Consider the following 17541-nt stretch of genomic DNA (forward strand, 5'->3'; position numbering starts at 1 on the left):
CATGGTGCGCTAGGTTATCTTTCCCCTACTCGTTTTGCGAAGAAGTTTACGGACAAATCCGTCGCGTAAGTGTCTACTTTCTTGACATTGGTCCACATGAGCATTTAACAAGCTATCAATTGAATAGTAATCCAATTTTCGGGACTTTAATGAAGCATACATTCGGCTATCCATCCACATTTCTATTTCATTTCCATTTACAATCTCCGCTAATGCCCTCTCAGGAGTTGAATATACTTTTCCAACACCTTTACCTTCCGATGCCATAGCCCCCTTTCTTAACCCCATCGAACGCTTATGCTTAATCTCTTTCAATCTGTTAATTTCGTAATTGATCTCACTAATGTTTAAAAAGGGATGCAGTGCTGCTGAACTATCTTGGATTTTATACAGAAGTTCAACACCTTGGTTTCTGGCATTTAACATGTTGCTATTGTCCTGATTAACCAAGGCGATCACTTGCTCAAAAGTAACATTTCCGCCTTCTTTGCAAATTCGAGGAATAATCTTATTTAAAATATAACAATTCTTGAATATTGAAACGAGAATACGCTCATTTGAATTCGCCTTTGGAACAGCCGCAACGCATTGACTACTAACCTTCCCTTCTACAAACCGAATTCCGAATTTTTTTAAGGTCAGCATTTGAAGCTGTGTTTTCCTACCATAAGCAAGAAACGCTTCTTTTCGTATGATTTCAGCATTAATCAGTTGCTTAATATGTCCGTAGAAAGCTGAATAACTATTTGCTAAGCCAAATTCTTGAGCATATCGATAGAGCTGTTTAATTAGGATGACCTTGTTACCGAAATGGTAGATGATATATAAATATTCACTATACCGTTCACAAATAAACTGTTTATTTGCATTGGAATTACCCATTATTTCACCTCCTATACTCTGGTCGTTTCGTATCGATAATTCATTATTTCCACGAGTGCTTCTTTTGCCCTCATCTCATCTTGTCCGTAGGTATTCGTAACTACTTCAAAAGCAATCTCTGTACCGTTTATGTCGACATACAAGGCATCTGGCATCGATATTAAGCCTCTGTTAAGCATATCCTCGTAAACCCTTGCAACTTCTTCTTTCCCCTGATTTCGCAGATCATTTAATTGCCCCTGAAACTTGTCACGAATCTGACTTTCCGTAGACCACTGATCACGACATTCTACTGAAATACTAAAATATTTTTCTGCAATCGCTATATCATGCTTTGGATTCTGAGCATGATATGGCTTTTCCAATCCCCAGAGTCTACATCCCATTGCACGTCCTAATTTACTGAGTTTGTAGCATTCCTTAACCTCACCAGCATGCTTATAAACTACCTTTTCGTAATGACCATCCCGTATCAAATTCTTGATTCTGGAATCAGCTAAACCGCAATAACGCAAATGCTCATAATTAACATGCCCTGTACGGAATAGGGCGGTAAAAGCTAAACGATCACGCTCAAAAAATTGCGTGATATAAGGCTTGCTTTTTCTCGGCATAACAGTATCCCTCCTTTGAAGTTTTAAGCGGGATATGGGTTCACATTTGCGTCTCGTAAAGAGACGCTTGCCCAGAATGGGCAACTGGTTTTCCCAAGGGGCGAGCGAGTCGCACTTCGTTTCATAGTGAATCCCGTAGGGTGAACGGTCGCCAAAGGCGAATGCAACGAAGTGATAGAGATTCCTACTGAACCGATACTCCCATAGGGAGAAGGTGAAGTTGGAAGTCTCTCGACGAGCGAAGCCCCTCTTCCCGTTTTTTTGTATTATAGACTCCTCAGTTGGCGGTATAACTCAATTGTCGAGAAACGCAAAAAAAAGGCTCCATGCATTAAGCATAGGAGCCCCATCCCACTCTCAAATATTCCATTTTTAGTGAAAATTACATAAAACCATATCTTCCATTTCGTCTATCCTTTGTAAATTTGATAAGATTTATTTTTTCATTGTCAATATTCATAGAAAACTTGTTTTCTAAAATTATCACTTGAGAATCTTTGATGTTAGTAAAAGTATTTATAAATCTTACTTTTAATTCCTCTGGAATCTTATCTTCATCGTCATCCCCTCCTGCTTCTTGATAAGTTGTCAGAGGAGAATCAATGACCACAAATCCCGTATGAGGTAAATTGTTTTTTTGACAATAGACCATTAAGCTTATTACGAACACACTATAAATGATAGATCTAAATCCTTTACCATAAACGGAGCGTGCTTTACCGTTAATTACGAAATCATATTCCTTAATATCAAAAGATACATTGTTTGTTTCTGGATTTAGCTCAGGAAATTTCATCACTACTAAAAAGCCATTCATTAACTTAGTTAATTCCACTAATCTTTCATCGACTATTTCCTTATTTTCTGATGTTGATTCTCCTTCAACTACTGTTTGCTTTATAGGTAAGATGAGATTCTCTCTTTGGAGATTCAATTTATTAAGTAGATTCTTTAAGTATTCCATTTTTGCCCTAATTAATTTGGCATCGATTTGATTATTGATTTTTTCTTGTAATGAATCTTTAGTTGGTTTAAGTTGATCATCAATATTTTGTTTAATCTCAGTATATTTTTTCTCATCTAATAGTATCAGTTCATTTATTTTGCGATTATCCATTTCTAAGTTTTCTATTGTTACATTAAGATCATTTATATTCAATATTATTTTTTCTTTTTCAGAGCTATACGAAGAGAACAATATTTCATAACTAATATCTTCTATAGCCTTATCATGGTCAGTATCATTGTGAAAGTCATCTAATTTTTTTCCACATCTCGGACAATTTTCTGCTCCAAGATTTGAAATAATACTACCGCCTTCTAATATAAAGTCAAGACGTTGAAGATCGGATTTGAAATGATCCATCAAAAGTGTAAATCTTTTAATTAGTTCTTGATTCATAAGTCTTTTAGATTTTAGTTTCTCAATATTCTCAAATGATTCTTTAAATAGCTTACTTTGTTCTTCTATCTCTGATGTTACAAACAAGAGTTCCTCTTTAAATGAAATAGTTGAAGAACTATCATCTACATTTAAACTATCTAATTCTCTTTGTGTATCATTAATTAATAGATCTAAATAATAATCTGACTTATCAACTTGAGGCTTTTCTTTCTTCTCCTTCCCACCTTTAAGTTTAGATAGATATGTAAGAAAAGATGTATACTTCCCTGTCAAAAAATAAAAAAATGCGTTTAATTCTACAGTCCTCGAAGTATACTGACCAGTTGTTAAAACAGATTTATCTTTAATTACTTCTTTTTCATCAATAAGAGAAAAATGCAAAAAATCACGAAAAGCTATTTTTCTATATTTATCTTGTTTAACGTGTGTTCTTAGTTCTTCTTTAGAAATGAACCCGATATATTCTAACATCTTACTGGAAATTAAATTTGAACTTCCTCTTGTATTAACAGAAATGTAAACAGTATCGCTATTAATTCTGTCAAAAGCACATGAATAAATACGTATTTTATTTGTATTAAATTCTCGTTTTAAAGTAATCCATGAATCTTTGGTATAAGAAAAAATCTCTAAATATGCGTCACTGTAATCTTTATTTTCAGGTATGGTTTTTGGGGAATCATTTGAACCAAGTAAATATTTTAAACATTGGTACACATATGTTTTCCCTGTGTCTGTTGGACCTGAGATAACATTAAGCCCTTCAAAGAATTTAACTTCTCTTTGTTCGCTACCATTTGATAAAATCAATCTTTCAATCAGCAATCCATATTTATTCATATTTACCTCTCACTAAGGATTCGTATTCAAATTCCCCACCCCATAATTGAATGTTCTTATTTACTATGGAGTTTAATTCAGGAGTATCAAAAGATCCATATTTTTCAACTACCCAATTAGATAAACCCTTCAACCTATTAAAATAATCGCTCTTCAGTAGGTTTGTAAACATATGCGTTAATTTATTGGATTTATAATATATACCAGTATCCTTATATATAATCTCGATTAAACCTCTGCTGATTAATAATTCCAATCCTTCAGACACCAATTTTCTTTTAATTATAATTTCTGAACTTCTTAAAGGTAGTGAGGGGTGCAAATTCTCTTGCTCACAATCGATATCTTTTGCGTGTAAAATGAAATAATCAAGAATAACAAGCCTATCTGTATCATAGGTTTTATTTGAATCTTGACTTAATAGGACAAGAAGTCTTAAAGATACTTCTAAGGTTGAATTAAATAATAACAATTTTTCAGTGTATTGGGTATTACTCATTCTTTTTCACCCACTCGATTAAGCCATCATTCGCAAGATGATGACATATTCCATGCCTGTCATCATCCTCCACAACAGAAATTAGTGGATTGCCTGATAACTGTAGACTCCTTGCTGTTTTAGTTACCTCTTTAACTCTCGCAAAACCACTTATAAATTCTGATTCAACAGTATCAATCACACCCATATATACTGATTTTTTTAATTTAACGAATGCGTTTGCACCTTCTGGCAATGTATCTCGTTCGAATGATGCAAGTGACTGAGCCTTATGATAATGGATTCGTTCACGACTAAAATGGTTGTTATATAAACTGTAATCAGCTAAATCATCAGCATTACTAAAGGTTACTCCCTTATCTTCACTGTATGCTTCTAACAGTTTTGTTACATAAATCAGCTCAGATTCTTCTGTTTCATCAGGAGTTATAGCTTCCTCTCGGAATTTATTAAAGCCGCCACCAAATCTTGGTGCATAGTAAGGTGTCTTTCTATGCTGTTCTATAACCTCAAGCGGATCCAGAAAACCCACTACACTAAAATCGAACTGCTCAACGTAGACTTTGAAATTGCCAGTTAACTCTACAATCTCAGTATCAGTTATTTTATTTTTACAATGTCTTTCCCAGTTAATAATAAGATTTGTTTTTAGTTGCTTAGGATCTTGAATGTAAGTTTTAAGCAAGGGTCCAATACCTTTAGAAGTTGCAAAAATATATTTTTTGGGTATAGTAAATTCATTTTTGAAAGTATAATAGCATAGCTTCCCAAACTCCACCCAAACATCACTTGGAGCTAAAGCATGGTCATAATGTTTACACTGGTAGCAATCCCATACTTCACCCAACTCATCATGACATGCTACTACATCTCTTCCCTTATCTCCTGCACCAGCATTACGATACACCTTCTTATATCCATTTATCTCAAGTAGATATCCCGTTGCCCATTCTTGAATAAATTTTTCAAACTCTGCGTCAGAAAACAAAGACAACAATTCAATTGCAGGAATAGTAATAGCCATCCCATAAAGGATTTGTTGATTAGTTAAATTTTGGACCTTCGGTTTATTTATTTCCCTTAATGCTTCCATAGTATTGTCCCCTATATATCCATCAGAATCTAATTTTACCTTATCTAATTCGACAGATTCCCTAAATATCCCTCCTCAAATTTTGGGCCTAAGTAATAATATAAACAACCCATAATTATTTTAACACTTTAAAACACTAAACCTCCGACAGGGGTAAGACCGTTTTTCAAACACAAAGGCTTATTTTTTTCATATACTCAATTCATCTAAACGAAATACTGCAGATTTCCTTCGGTGAATTGATAGAAATACGGTTCGTACTCGTTCTGGAAGAAATGTGTATCGAATCCTTCCGACTATCCAATATGCAACTCACACCCAAATAATCGGAGGAGGAATTAAAATGCAAATCGAACGAATATTCAATAACGAAAACAAACTATCTTTCGAAGACATTATGGAGGCTTTAATTGACGAAAATGTTGACAGATTAGTCAGGTCCTACTACGATCATAATCAGGTGAATACGGTCACATCTCATGACGAAAGGAAGAATGCCGCATGAGATGTGCAATATATGTACGAGTTTCAACTGACAAAGAAGAACAGAAATCATCGCTTGAAAATCAAAAGAATCTATTTCTCAAATACGTTTCGGAAAGAGGATGGACTGTTTTCGACTTTTATGTTGAAATTGAATCAGGAACAACTTCAAAACGTCCAGTTTTACAACGCCTTATAGCAGACGCAAAAGCAAAGAAGTTCGATATGATTTTGGCAAAAGAACTTTCGAGACTTGCAAGAAATGTAGGCTTATCTTACGAGATTCGAGATATTGTCCTAAATCATAACCTTGATATTATTACGTTAGACAATGCCATTAATACTCTCGAAGGTAATCTTCAAATGTTTGGGTTTTATGCTTTGATGTATGAGCAGGAATCGCAGAAAATTAGTGATCGTGTAAAAACGATCTTCAAACTTAAAGCTCAACGTGGTGAATTCAAAGGTTCAATTCCGCCGCTTGGTTATGAATTAAAAGACGGTCGCTTGTATGTAAAAAATGACCCGACTCCCGATATTGTTAGAAGGATATATAGAGGCTATTTGGCGGGAAAAGGACATGATTGTATTGCACGTGAATTGTACGAAGAAGGCATTCCTACGCCATCACAAATTGCTGGAAAGAAAAATGCTTCTGATATGTGGGGAGGATCTACGATTCGTATAATTCTTACGAATCCCCATTATGTGGGAGATTTGGTGCAATGCCGATCTACAACTAAAAGTGTAACGAACAAAAAAAGGAACTATAAAGACCAGAAGGACTTCATCATCGTCCAAAATACCCACGAGCCAATTATTACAAGAAAAGACTTTGATATTGTTCAGCAATTACTTGAAAGTAGAAAACGGACGAGACCGCAATCAGAGGTACATCTATTTACGAATACCGCATATTGTGCCGATTGTGGGCGTGGTATGCACTTTAAGAAGAATGTCAAAGGCTACTTGTGCGGTAGTTATAATAAATATGGAAGTAAAAAGTGTTCCGATCATCTCGTTCGTGAAGCAGATCTGATCTCTGTTATTCTACAAGATATTAAAATGCTTGTATCCAATTTAAGTAATGATGCTGTGATTAAAAAACTTGAGAATCAGTTAAAGAAGCAAAAGCAACAGAATGAAAAAGTGCTCAGAACATTAGATACTCAAATGGAAAAGTTGAAAAATCGGAAGAAACAAGCTCATGACAAGCATTTTGATGGAGATATGCAAAAAAAAGAATATGATGAATACGTTACTTCTATAAATCAGGAAATAGACGATCTAATGCTGAATAAATGCCAATACGATGAATCGCTTCAAATTCAAGATGATACGTTAGCTTTTTCAGATTTAAAAAAGAACCTTGAGGAGTTCCTATCTTTCAAGGAGCTTACGCCAGAAATTCTTCATAGATTGATCGATCGTATCGAAATTAAAGCAGACGGGAGTCCGAGAATCTTCTACAGATTCTCGAACCCTTCTGCTTATTCTTTGCTTCTAACTATCAACGCACAGCACTCCACATGCACCGTATGCGGGAACATATCCACCGGCGTGACCTCCACGGTACGATAGCCTCCATCCTCTAGCACTCTTAAATCACGTGCCAAGGTACTCGGATTACAGCTCACGTATACCACACGTTCCGGCTTCATCTCAAGGATGGTATCCAGCAGACGAGGGTCGCAGCCTTTGCGCGGGGGATCAACGACGATGACATCAGCTTCGATGCCTTGTTCCTTCCAGCGAGGGATGACGTCCTCGGAAGCGCCAACTTCGAACTTCACGTTCTTCATCTCGTTCAGCATCGCATTGCTGCGTGCATCCTCAATCGCTTCGGGCACAATCTCTACCCCGTATACCTGATCCGCATGTTGCGCCAGGAAAAGAGAGATCGTTCCGATGCCGCAATAGGCATCAATTACAGTTTCTTTGCCGCTCAGCCCAGCGTATTCTACTGTTTTTCCATACAGCACTTCAGTCTGCACCGGATTGACCTGGTAGAAGGAACGTGGAGAGATTGCAAATTGCACATCCCCGATATAATCATAGATTACATCACGGCCCCACAGGACACGGGTCTCATCGCCAAAAATAACGTTTGTCTGCTTTTTGTTCACGTTCTGGCAGATGCTCGCCACCTGAGGAATCGCTTCGCGGATACTGCCGATCCACTCGTCTTTATGTTGAATATCCCGGCCATTCGTCACCAGAACGAGCATCATCTCGCCTGTACGGAACGCTTTTTTTACTACGACATGACGCAGCAGGCCGCGGCCAGTTTCTTCGTTGTATGCACTGATGCCGAGGTGGCTGCCGATCTCCTTCACCTTCGCCACTACTTCGTCATTGTGCTCGTGCTGAATAAGACAGGTCTCCATATCGATGATGCGGTGACTTCCTTTGGCATAAAAACCACCTACCAAACCACCTTCGGTTACACCAATCGGCACCTGTGCCTTATTCCGGTAACGCCACGGCTCGTCCATACCCATTGTTGGCAGGACACGAATCGCGTGTGCTGTATCTTCTTCGTTCGTCTCATCCTCCACCAGCACGTTCAGCTTCCCGATGCGCTGCAGATTATCGATCACAAGCTGACGTTTCCACGCCAGTTGACCTGCGTAGCTCATATGCTGGATCTGACATCCGCCGCATTGATCGTAGATCGGACATGGCGCGGATACACGATCCGGACTGGCTTTGACAATTTCCAGCAACTTGGCGTAGCCGTACTGCTTCTTGGTTTTCATGACACGCACGCGCACAGTTTCTCCCGGAAGGGCCCCCTGTACAAACAGCGTGTATCCATCCGCACGGCCTACACCCTCACCGTCATGATTCATGCCAATAATCTCAATGACGGTTTCTTCATTTTTGCTAACAGGTAATCCTTCGATTGGTGCGGATTCACGTGCTCTGCCTTTAGAACGTGCACCAGACAGGGATACAGATGCACCATTCTGCCAAGTTTCTTTTCCCGATTGACGTGTAGATGGACGACCAGATTTCATTGAGTTTGTTGACGCTATTGTTTGATTTGAATGACTTGATTGCGTTGATTGACTTGGCTGACGAGAAGCTGAAGCATTCCCTTTCCCTTGAGGAGCAGCCGAATTCCGGCGGTTTTTTCCACGACCGCTGCGGTTCGTATTAGACAACGTACATTCACTTCTTTCTTATATAGTACACCGCCTGCAATGACGGTGAGTTAACCTATAGCTGTTCTGAACTGTTCTGAGCTTTTCTGTAATTTCCGTAATCTTGATAAAAGAATTGCCTTCTTCACGCCAAAAATAACGTTCCAAAATTCTAACGAATCTCAGAAACGTTATTTCATTGTAACATTTATTTACCGATGGAACAGCTGCAGATGATGCTTTAGATTCGTGAACGTTGCTGGCAAGGTGCCGCCCAGTTCGCCGTCCAGATTCAGTTGCACATAACCTGGGGAATTGACTTCCATGTGATTCGTCTGGAAATGAACAACCTTTTTGTCGTTCAGATGCTCTCCGCGCAGCGCCAAAGTAACAAGACGAATCATATCCGCTAGATTACACTTGCGTACACCAATGACATCGAACAACCCATCATCAATGGTTGCCCCCGGAGCCAGCTTCTCGAAGCCGCCAACGGAGTTCGTATTCGCAATAAGAAACAGCATGAATTCATCATGAATTTCTTCCTGACCGTTCGCACGAATGATTAATTCCTGCGGGGACAGGCTAGCCATTTTCTCAATCCCCTTCATGTAATAGGCCAGTTGCCCGATCATCGTTTTCAAACGACTCGGTACTTCATAAGTCAATTCGGTTAACGATCCACCGCCGGCGATGTTGATAAAATACCTATCGTTCGCCTTGCCCAGATCCAGAGGGCGCGTCTGCTGCTGAATAACCAGATCCACATAATCTTCCCATTGTCTCGGAATCCCGAGCGCACGCGCAAAGTCATTGGTCGTCCCCAGAGGAAATACACCCAGCGGAGGGCGATTGTCCCGCTCAGCCATACCATTAATGACCTCATATAACGTACCGTCTCCGCCAGCAGCGATAATCATGTCGTATCCGCGTTCAATCGCCAGTTCCGCTTCCCGGGTCGCATCGCCTTCCCCCGTTGTAGCATGACACGAAGCCTCAATACCGCCTTGATCCAAACGTTGCAAAATATCAGCTAGACGTTTCTTCATTTCTTCCCGGCCTGAAGTCGGATTATATATTAATCGAGCTCTTTTCATCTGATACGCCACCTATTCCACATTATCCATGAGTCCGAATGACCTCATCTTCTTACGCTGCATCAGTCCACCAAGGGGCATCATTATAATTAACACAACCATGAACTTTCGTTAATCCTGCCCAAACACTATATATAACTATGCCAGAGGAATGACGTCCCATTCCAAAAGCTATTGCTTCTATCATATCATCAAATGTAAAGATGTCCTAGCCTATTCCAGCCGTGATTTTTGCATAAATCCTAACGCCCGAAGTCCCTTACCCTAATAAACATGCCAAAGTCATCTTGAAACCGATCTTTCCATCTTCTTTTGCAAAAAAACCACTGATCTTCCATTCTGCCCGCTAGCACCGGAATTAATCTCCATACTATCTGCTGTCCGCAACTAATTATATTATGACAAAAATATACAGCAAATTTACAAATCTCAATATAAAAATATAACCTAAATCAATATTTTTCCAGTACCATGGATATACAGAACACATCCATACATAACTGACCTCACTCTACTACGTTTACAAAGGAGAATTGCACAATGCAAAAAACCAAAAAACTGGTACTGATGCTAATGGTTACCCTCCTCGCCTATTTACCGATAGGCACCGTTGCGGAAGCAGCCGTCATTAATCATGACCAGGTCGTCGGTTTTCAAGAAGTCACACCCGTAACAGCCACGCAAATCACAGCCAAACGTTTCCAACCTTTCCTGAAGGTCTATCATGGATGCGTGCCTTTCCCAGCCGTTGATGCACAAGGTAACACCAGCGCAGGTTTGGCAACGTCCGGATCACACAATGGCGGATGCGGCTCCAACCTGGGTCAGGTCTATTCACGTTCTGCTTGGCATAATGGCGTCTGGGCGATCATGTACGCATGGTACTTCCCTAAAGACAACCCATCTCCGGGATTTGGACATCGGCATGATTGGGAAGGCATCGTCGTATGGGTAGACAACCCGGCGGTTGCCAACCCGAAAGTACTCTCGATCGCCTACTCAGGTCACGGGCAGTTCACCAAAGTGGCACCAAGCAACAGCAATATGCAGGGCGATCATCCGAAAATCTCCTATAATAGCACCTGGCCGCTCAACCACGAGCTTGGTGTAACCAACGTAGTTGGGGGAACTCAGCCGCTAATCGGTTGGGATGATCTGACTCCAGCTGCACGTAATGCCCTGAATACAACGGACTTTGGCAGCGCCAATGTACCATTTAACGATAACAACTTTGCGAACAATCTGAATAAAGCCTGGTTTAGATAATTGGTTAGATAAAAAAACAAATCCCCTTCATGGCTGGATAAGCCGCTTGGAGGGGATTTATCTGTATAATATGCCGCGTATATTGCTTCATATCTTACTAAATATCTGAAACGGAAGCTTCAATAAACAAGAGGTCATATGTCGCCTGAACCCCTCCTGCTGCCCCGACACTAAACCTATCTTCATACACCTTGTACATCCGGGTAAATAGAGTTCGTAGACTAACCTCGGGTACTTGAACCGCTTCCGAAGCGCTAGCCCCCATGCCTTTTACCGAGTGCAGAAAATCTCTTGCAGAAGCATATCTCTCGATATGAACCAAACGATTCTCCGAATAACTCGTAAAACCTGATCTCTCCAGCATAACTCTCCACTCTTCAGCCGAATGAAACGACAGTCCATGTCGCTGCGGTTGCATTCCGCAGGCTAGATATACCTCATGAAATGCCTCATGCATCTCCCGAAAAGTGTCTGTCCCAAAAGTGGTGAACAGAAGCCTGCCTCCAGGACGAAGTATACGTTTCAAGCCGGTCAAGGTCCGTTGAGGATCATGCAACCATTGAAAACAAGCATTGGAAACGATGATATCTACTGAGCATGACGGGACCTGATGAACCCACTTTTCAATGTCAGCCTGCATAAAACGAACCCCTTCTGCGGTACCTTTTCCATCTTCAGCATGCTGTACTCGCCTTGATGCCAGACGAATCATTTCGGGTGCAATGTCCACGGCCGTAATGCTGGCATCAGGCCAATCACGGGCAATCATTCGAGTCAAAACACCTGTACCGCAACCTACTTCAAGAAAATTCAGTGAATGGCTGAGCGTATTGTTCTTACCATGTGCAGCAATCTCTGCGAGCAGAGTAGCCATCTTTCGCTGTACGTGGGCATGTGCATCATAAGAGGATGCATTACGATTGAATCGTTGCTGAACATGGATGCTACTGTCGAAGCTTGCTCTGTTTTCATCCCATCTCCTGCTTATGCTCATGCCTCCATCTCCTCCACTCCTTCTCAATTCTGACTTCATCACCTAGAAAAGATGCATGTCCTCTATCGTACAGCGTCACCAACTTGGCTCGCGGTAACCGATCCAACAATTCCACCCCTGCATCATATGGACAAATTTTGTCCTCATACCCGTGGAATAAAAGGACTGGACAATCGATTCGAGCAAGATCGGGCAAATGATCCTCATAACGTAAAATCTGAAGCCCCGCCAGTAGAGCTTCTGGTGTCCAGTAGCCAACAGGAGGCAGGTGGTCAGCATACCCCATTTCCCACTCCCTTACCGTAAACATCATTTTGCGAAAACGAGTCTCCACGTCTGGCCGATCCTTGGCTATGCCTCGAATCATCTGCCTGACGTACGCATCGTGCACACCAAGGCTCAGTTCCTTCTTTTCCCGAACAAAACGTGCCGTTGCACTAAATAACACCAGCCCATCGGCATAACCTTTGGTTGCCAGTCCAAGAGCAAGTATCGCTCCCAAAGACCAGCCCGAGATGAGTAGTGGAGCGCGAGGCACCTTCCCTCCGCAACCCCCTTTCAGCACGTGGAACAGTTCTGGCATGCCGATATCGCCATGAGCGGCGACCTCATCCAATCGATCAGACCGAACTGCCCGAGATAAACGCTTGACGGTTGTTTCCACGAGCTCCAGCATGTCTGCGGAAGCACTCATAGTACTGTAATCCAGGGAGAGATGTTGATAATCAGGCAATCGCTGACGCAATGAGTCAAATACAGCATCTGTCATGCTCCAGCCAGTTAGCCATAATATCGTCCCTTTGTCATTTTGCTCTACTCGTCCCATGTATTCATTCTGTATGTTCATGATGTGAGTAAACCGAGCTGATTACCGACTTTCTTAATGAGAACACTCGCCTGCCTCAACTCATCAAACGTATGCGCCGAAGATACAGAAAAGCGAATTCGCGCTGTACCAACTGGCACCGTTGGCGGCCTAATGGCAATCCCTGCAATGCCGGTTGCTTCCAGAGCTTCGCTGAAACGAAGTGCCTGTTCATTGTCACCAACCACGATCGGCACAATTGGCGAATCTCCTTCCCCCACATGGAATCCTGCATTCGTCAACGCGGAACGAAACCATTCACTGGTCGAACGCAGATGATTACGGCGCCAATGCTCTGTCTGTACCAAATGTAACGCCGCCATAATTCCTGCCAGAAGCGAAGGCGGGAGCGCCGTAGAATAGATAAGTGGTCTAACTTTATTCATAAGATATTGTATTAATACGTTGTTACCAGCTACATAAGCTCCATATATACCGAAGGCTTTGCTGAATGTCCCGATATGCACATCTACATGGCGATGCAGTCCCAACTCATGACACAGCCCTTCTCCCTTTTCCCCGTAGACACCTCCACTATGTGCCTCATCCACCATCAGCATGGCGTCATATCGCCGTTTGAGTCTCACCAGTTCATGCAACCATGCCCGATCCCCATCCATGGAAAACAGTGCATCCGTGACAATCAGCTTGCGCCTTTTATCCCGATGTTTGTGCAACAGGGCCTCTAGATGCTCCAGATCGTTATGCCGATATCTGGCATGCTCCGCACGGCTTAACACAGCACCATCAACGATGCTGGCATGATTGTACTGATCGCTAAAAAGCACATCTCCTCGCCCCATGAGTGCTGCAATGACACCTGAATTTGCCATATAACCATTTGCAAAAATAAGAGAGCCTTCCGCCTGCTGCCAAGATGCCAGCGCTGCTTCCAGACGGCCGTATACTGACCGATTGCCCGTGACAAAACGAGAAGCGCCTGAGCCTGCACCTTCAACCTGAAGTGTTTCACAAATGGCTTGAATAATATCAGGATGCCCGGCAATTCCCAGATAGTTATTGGAAGCCAGATCAAGCAAGCTATTCCCTCCTCTTACAATATGACCAGGACGTTCAGGAGACGTAGCACTATCGCGTAAATGGCGTTGATTTGAGGCGTGAGCCAGTTTCTCAAGTTCATTTTCCATCCAGTTCATATTTGTCGCCACCACCCTGCAAGGCATTGAGTTCGATCTCAAACCCCAAATCCTCAATCATCTGATGATCATTCGTAATGTCCTGACCTGCTGTCGTCAAATAATCGCCCACAAAGATCGAATTGGCCGCATACAGCGCCAATGGCTGCAATGAACGCAAACTAATCTCACGTCCTCCTGCTACACGAATTTCTTTGGATGGACAGATCAATCGAAATAATGCCAGCACCTTAAGTGCTCTCATCGACGTTGTACGTGAAGCTCCTTCCATAGGTGTACCCGGGATTGCATTTAGAAAGTTAACCGGAATCGAATCTGTATCAAGCTCTCGCAATGCAAAAGCCATCCCTACAATGTCTCGCTGACTCTCGCCCATGCCGATAATAACACCCGAGCAAGGAGACATGCCGGAAGTCCTGGCCTTCTCTACAGTTTCAACCCGCTGGTCATACGTATGTGTTGTCGTGATAGACGGATAGTTATCTCGGCTTGTATTCAGATTGTGGTTGTAACGATGCACCCCTGCTTCAGCCAAACGTTCGGCCTGCCCCTCCTTTAAGATGCCAAGGCAAGCACAGATTTTAAGTGGTAGCGTAGCACGGATTTTTTTTACAGCGTCGATGACCTGCTCCAGTTCGTGATTTGTCGGTCCTTTTCCTGATGCAACGATACAATATGTACCTGCTTGGCGAGCCATTGCTTCCTGTGCACCTGCCAGCAACGTTTCCTTATCCAGCAAACTGTATTTCGGAATAGATGCGCTGGATCGGATGGATTGAGAGCAGTACCCGCAATCTTCCGGGCACAACCCGCTCTTGGCGTTGATAATCATATTCAGCTTTACTTTATTGCCATAGAAGTGTCGTCTTACGAGATAAGCCGCATGCAGGAGCGGAAGTACCTCATCATTATCAGCATCCAGAACAGCGATCCCTTCCTCTGCTGTCAGGCATTCGCCTTTCAAAGATTTTCTGGCAAGGGATACCCAGTCTGTATCTTTAGGAGCTATGCTCATGTTCATTGCTATTCCTCCATTTTCTGAATGGTCAAAACATCTCTGACGGGAGAAAGATTGATCGTTGCCTGAACCGCATGGATTAACCTCTTGGAATCAATCTCTCCTGTAAGCTTTGGAAAATGTCCCAGACAAGGAATGCCGCTGTATTGTTCAATGATTCTCCCGTTTGTCTCCCAGCTTGGGTCAAGGCATAACTCACCTGATAGGCCATCATTCAGAATGAAACCTAGAATTGAAATTCCGCGGCGCTCTAAGTATTCCATCGTAAGCAACGTATGATTGATCGTACCTAGCCCTGATCTTGCAACGATTAATACCGGAATCTGAAGCTCGGCTATCAGATCAGTCGTCATGGCATCTTTCGTTATTGGAACAGCTACTCCGCCCGCACCTTCAATAAACACGGAGGCATATCGATTAAGTATTGATGCCCCAGCATCAAAGATATCCTGTAACGTAATGTTCGATCCCGCCTGTTTTGCAGCAAGCATGGGTGCAAGAGGAGCCTCAAAGGTGAACGAGGTAATATCCTCCGCGTACGAATCCATCTCCGTGTATTTCAGCAGTAGTTCTGCATCGGTTGTGCCGTCACCCAGAAGTCCACCTGTCTGAACCGGTTTCCAGACGCCGACATGATGTCCTTCCGCACGAAGCGTAGCAACAAGCGCACCTGTAATTACCGTTTTGCCCACGCCTGTATCAGTACCTGTCACGAATAAACCTTGTGTTCCATTCATCTCACATATCCGCCTCAGTGACATCGATAATAGCTTTCATCAGAATATCGGTCATCGCATCAATCTCTGCATCGGTGCTAGCAAGCGGCGGCATGAACACCACAACATTGCCTAAGGGTCTCGTGAGCAGCCCCAGTTCCCGGGCACGCCGGGTTACCCGAACGCCGATGCGTTCTGCCCATGCATACGTTTGCCGGGTGGACTTGTCCTTCACCAGTTCAACGCCCACCATCAGTCCCTTTTGCCGGATCTCTCCGACATGCGGAGCATCTTGTATGCCACGAAGCTTGCGCTCAACCAACATTGCTTTTATCCTTACATTCTCTAACATATGGTGATCTTCAAATCGCTTCAGGCTTGCCAGCGCGACTGCACACCCGAGCGGATTACCTGTAAACGAATGACCGTGAAAAAAAGTTTTCTGCTCTTCATAATCCGCGTAAAAAGCACGATACACCTCTTCGGTTGCCAGCGTAGCTGCTACAGGCAAATAACCGCCAGTCAGCCCCTTCCCAACTACCATCAGGTCAGGGGACACCTCTTCATGATCACAAGCAAACATCATACCTGTCCTTCCAAAGCCTGTAGCCACCTCATCGGCGATAAACAGTACGTCATATTCCCGGCATAATGTTGCCATCTCGCGCAGACAGCCTTCGGGCATAACGATGATGCCACTTGCGCCTTGAACGATCGGCTCGACAATCATCGCCGCAATTTCATGTGCATTCGTTTCAAGAATCTTGCGTAGCTCAGACAGGGTAGCTTCTTTTGCTCCATGTGCACCACGCTCATGTCGATAAGCATATGGATAGGGTACGACATAAGACGGAAACAGCATCGGTCGAAATACATCATGATACAACGGAATGGCACCTACGCTCACTGCGCCAATGGTGTCTCCGTGATAAGCCTGATTCATGGTGATGAATTTGGTTTTGGAGGTCTTCCCGAGATTCATCCAATATTGAAAAGCCATCTTGACTGCAATTTCCACTCCGGTTGCGCCTGCATCAGAATAAAACACTTTCGTCAACCCTTGAGGTGTAATCTCTACTAATTTCTCGGCCAGCTCAATTGCAGGGATATTAGCCATGCCAAGCAGTGTGGAATGTGCTACTCGTCCCAATTGTGCAGTGACGGCCTCATTCAGCTCCGGCACATTGTGCCCATGCACATTAAGCCAAACCGAAGAAAAACCATCGTAGTAAGCTCTCCCCTGTACGTCATACAGCATAACTCCTTCGCCTCGTTCAATGATTAGGGGATCAGACTGGTTATAATCCTTCATCTGAGTAAAAGGATGCCAGACATGAGCCCGGTCTATGGCTACAAGCCGTTCATATGGTGTCATCGTACAGCTCCTTCCCATTAAATCATCTAACAAATTTAATTGTTAACCAAATTTATTTTTAAGGTTAACAATTAAGACATGCACATCTTAT

General features: G+C 42.6%; 16 protein-coding genes. 3 read left to right on the forward strand and 13 right to left on the reverse strand.

What is annotated here, in order from left to right; translation table 11 throughout:
• Positions 1-9: 9 nt before the first annotated feature.
• The 5 genes from J2T16_RS26515 to J2T16_RS26535 form a co-directional block, all read right to left on the reverse strand.
• A complete protein-coding gene (locus tag J2T16_RS26515; RefSeq protein WP_499019780.1) occupies positions 10-882 on the reverse strand; it encodes a hypothetical protein in 873 nt (290 codons plus the stop codon).
• An 11-nt stretch (positions 883-893) separates the two neighbouring features.
• Positions 894-1496 carry a hypothetical protein gene (locus tag J2T16_RS26520; RefSeq protein ID WP_499019782.1) on the reverse strand — a complete coding sequence of 201 codons (603 nt, stop codon included), beginning with the start codon at positions 1494-1496 and terminating at the stop codon, positions 894-896.
• Between the two features lie 382 nt (positions 1497-1878).
• The gene (locus tag J2T16_RS26525) at positions 1879-3741 is read right to left on the reverse strand and encodes a P-loop NTPase family protein (protein ID WP_499019784.1); all 1863 of its coding nucleotides are present in this window, start codon (positions 3739-3741) and stop codon (positions 1879-1881) included.
• Positions 3734-4240, reverse strand: coding sequence for an ABC-three component system middle component 2 (locus J2T16_RS26530; RefSeq protein ID WP_499019787.1), 507 nt, complete (start codon positions 4238-4240; stop codon positions 3734-3736). Before J2T16_RS26530 ends, J2T16_RS26525 begins: the two co-directional genes overlap by 8 nt.
• Positions 4233-5333: an ABC-three component system protein gene (locus J2T16_RS26535; protein ID WP_499019789.1), complete on the reverse strand. Its 1101-nt coding sequence runs from the start codon at positions 5331-5333 to the stop codon at positions 4233-4235. Before J2T16_RS26535 ends, J2T16_RS26530 begins: the two co-directional genes overlap by 8 nt.
• 501 nt (positions 5334-5834) lie before the next feature.
• On the opposite strand from J2T16_RS26535, the gene J2T16_RS26540 reads away from it, so the two are divergent.
• Entirely contained in the window at positions 5835-7397 is a 1563-nt protein-coding gene (locus J2T16_RS26540; protein WP_499019791.1) for a recombinase family protein, read from the forward strand.
• Here J2T16_RS26540 and rlmD read toward each other — a convergent pair.
• Positions 7307-8836 carry a 23S rRNA (uracil(1939)-C(5))-methyltransferase RlmD gene (gene rlmD / locus J2T16_RS26545; protein WP_499019793.1) on the reverse strand — a complete coding sequence of 510 codons (1530 nt, stop codon included), beginning with the start codon at positions 8834-8836 and terminating at the stop codon, positions 7307-7309. The two genes, J2T16_RS26540 and rlmD, sit on opposite strands and share 91 nt — an antisense overlap.
• On the opposite strand from rlmD, the gene J2T16_RS26550 reads away from it, so the two are divergent.
• Positions 8836-8979, forward strand: a complete 144-nt coding sequence (locus J2T16_RS26550; RefSeq protein ID WP_499019795.1) for a hypothetical protein — start codon at positions 8836-8838, stop codon at positions 8977-8979. The genes rlmD and J2T16_RS26550 overlap by 1 nt on opposite strands.
• A gap of 195 nt (positions 8980-9174) precedes the next feature.
• Here the strand turns inward: J2T16_RS26550 and J2T16_RS26555 are convergent, their stop codons facing one another.
• A complete protein-coding gene (locus tag J2T16_RS26555; protein WP_499019798.1) occupies positions 9175-10059 on the reverse strand; it encodes a diacylglycerol kinase in 885 nt (294 codons plus the stop codon).
• A 567-nt stretch (positions 10060-10626) separates the two neighbouring features.
• On the opposite strand from J2T16_RS26555, the gene J2T16_RS26560 reads away from it, so the two are divergent.
• A complete protein-coding gene (locus J2T16_RS26560; protein ID WP_244159393.1) occupies positions 10627-11325 on the forward strand; it encodes an NPP1 family protein in 699 nt (232 codons plus the stop codon).
• Between the two features lie 97 nt (positions 11326-11422).
• Here the strand turns inward: J2T16_RS26560 and bioC are convergent, their stop codons facing one another.
• Genes bioC through bioA form a run of 6 tightly spaced genes read right to left on the reverse strand, consistent with a single transcriptional unit; the run spans position 11423 to position 17450 of the window.
• On the reverse strand, positions 11423-12319 hold the full coding sequence (gene bioC, locus J2T16_RS26565) for a malonyl-ACP O-methyltransferase BioC (RefSeq protein ID WP_221788381.1): 897 nt from the start codon (positions 12317-12319) through the stop codon (positions 11423-11425).
• Positions 12294-13166 (reverse strand): alpha/beta fold hydrolase, encoded by an 873-nt coding sequence (locus J2T16_RS26570; RefSeq protein WP_260510826.1) that lies wholly within the window; start codon positions 13164-13166, stop codon positions 12294-12296. Before J2T16_RS26570 ends, bioC begins: the two co-directional genes overlap by 26 nt.
• Positions 13163-14341, reverse strand: a complete 1179-nt coding sequence (gene bioF / locus J2T16_RS26575) for an 8-amino-7-oxononanoate synthase (RefSeq protein WP_499019801.1) — start codon at positions 14339-14341, stop codon at positions 13163-13165. Before bioF ends, J2T16_RS26570 begins: the two co-directional genes overlap by 4 nt.
• Positions 14322-15356, reverse strand: a complete 1035-nt coding sequence (gene bioB / locus J2T16_RS26580; RefSeq protein WP_499019867.1) for a biotin synthase BioB — start codon at positions 15354-15356, stop codon at positions 14322-14324. The genes bioF and bioB overlap by 20 nt, the downstream gene beginning before the upstream one ends.
• Positions 15357-15364: 8 nt before the next feature.
• Complete coding sequence (gene bioD, locus J2T16_RS26585; protein WP_221788379.1) at positions 15365-16096, reverse strand: dethiobiotin synthase; 732 nt, start codon at positions 16094-16096, stop codon at positions 15365-15367.
• A gap of 1 nt (position 16097) precedes the next feature.
• Positions 16098-17450, reverse strand: a complete 1353-nt coding sequence (bioA, locus tag J2T16_RS26590; RefSeq protein WP_260510825.1) for an adenosylmethionine--8-amino-7-oxononanoate transaminase — start codon at positions 17448-17450, stop codon at positions 16098-16100.
• Between the last annotated feature and the right edge of the window lie 91 nt (positions 17451-17541).

The sequence above is a fragment of the Paenibacillus intestini genome (assembly GCF_030803945.1).
Classification (GTDB): domain Bacteria; phylum Bacillota; class Bacilli; order Paenibacillales; family Paenibacillaceae; genus Paenibacillus; species Paenibacillus polysaccharolyticus.

Bases quoted from the DNA above. Each gene is read 5' to 3' on its own strand.
- J2T16_RS26515 (WP_499019780.1), bottom strand. From the start codon at position 882: ATGGGTAATTCCAATGCAAATAAACAGTTTATTTGTGAACGGTATAGT.
- J2T16_RS26520 (WP_499019782.1), bottom strand. From the start codon at position 1,496: ATGCCGAGAAAAAGCAAGCCTTATATCACGCAATTTTTTGAGCGTGAT.
- J2T16_RS26525 (WP_499019784.1), bottom strand. From the start codon at position 3,741: ATGAATAAATATGGATTGCTGATTGAAAGATTGATTTTATCAAATGGT.
- J2T16_RS26530 (WP_499019787.1), bottom strand. From the start codon at position 4,240: ATGAGTAATACCCAATACACTGAAAAATTGTTATTATTTAATTCAACC.
- J2T16_RS26535 (WP_499019789.1), bottom strand. From the start codon at position 5,333: ATGGAAGCATTAAGGGAAATAAATAAACCGAAGGTCCAAAATTTAACT.
- J2T16_RS26540 (WP_499019791.1), top strand. From the start codon at position 5,835: ATGAGATGTGCAATATATGTACGAGTTTCAACTGACAAAGAAGAACAG.
- rlmD (WP_499019793.1), bottom strand. From the start codon at position 8,836: ATGAAATCTGGTCGTCCATCTACACGTCAATCGGGAAAAGAAACTTGG.
- J2T16_RS26555 (WP_499019798.1), bottom strand. From the start codon at position 10,059: ATGAAAAGAGCTCGATTAATATATAATCCGACTTCAGGCCGGGAAGAA.
- J2T16_RS26560 (WP_244159393.1), top strand. From the start codon at position 10,627: ATGCTAATGGTTACCCTCCTCGCCTATTTACCGATAGGCACCGTTGCG.
- bioC (WP_221788381.1), bottom strand. From the start codon at position 12,319: ATGAGCATAAGCAGGAGATGGGATGAAAACAGAGCAAGCTTCGACAGT.
- J2T16_RS26570 (WP_260510826.1), bottom strand. From the start codon at position 13,166: ATGAACATACAGAATGAATACATGGGACGAGTAGAGCAAAATGACAAA.
- bioF (WP_499019801.1), bottom strand. From the start codon at position 14,341: ATGAACTGGATGGAAAATGAACTTGAGAAACTGGCTCACGCCTCAAAT.
- bioB (WP_499019867.1), bottom strand. From the start codon at position 15,356: ATGAGCATAGCTCCTAAAGATACAGACTGGGTATCCCTTGCCAGAAAA.
- bioD (WP_221788379.1), bottom strand. From the start codon at position 16,096: ATGAATGGAACACAAGGTTTATTCGTGACAGGTACTGATACAGGCGTG.
- bioA (WP_260510825.1), bottom strand. From the start codon at position 17,450: ATGACACCATATGAACGGCTTGTAGCCATAGACCGGGCTCATGTCTGG.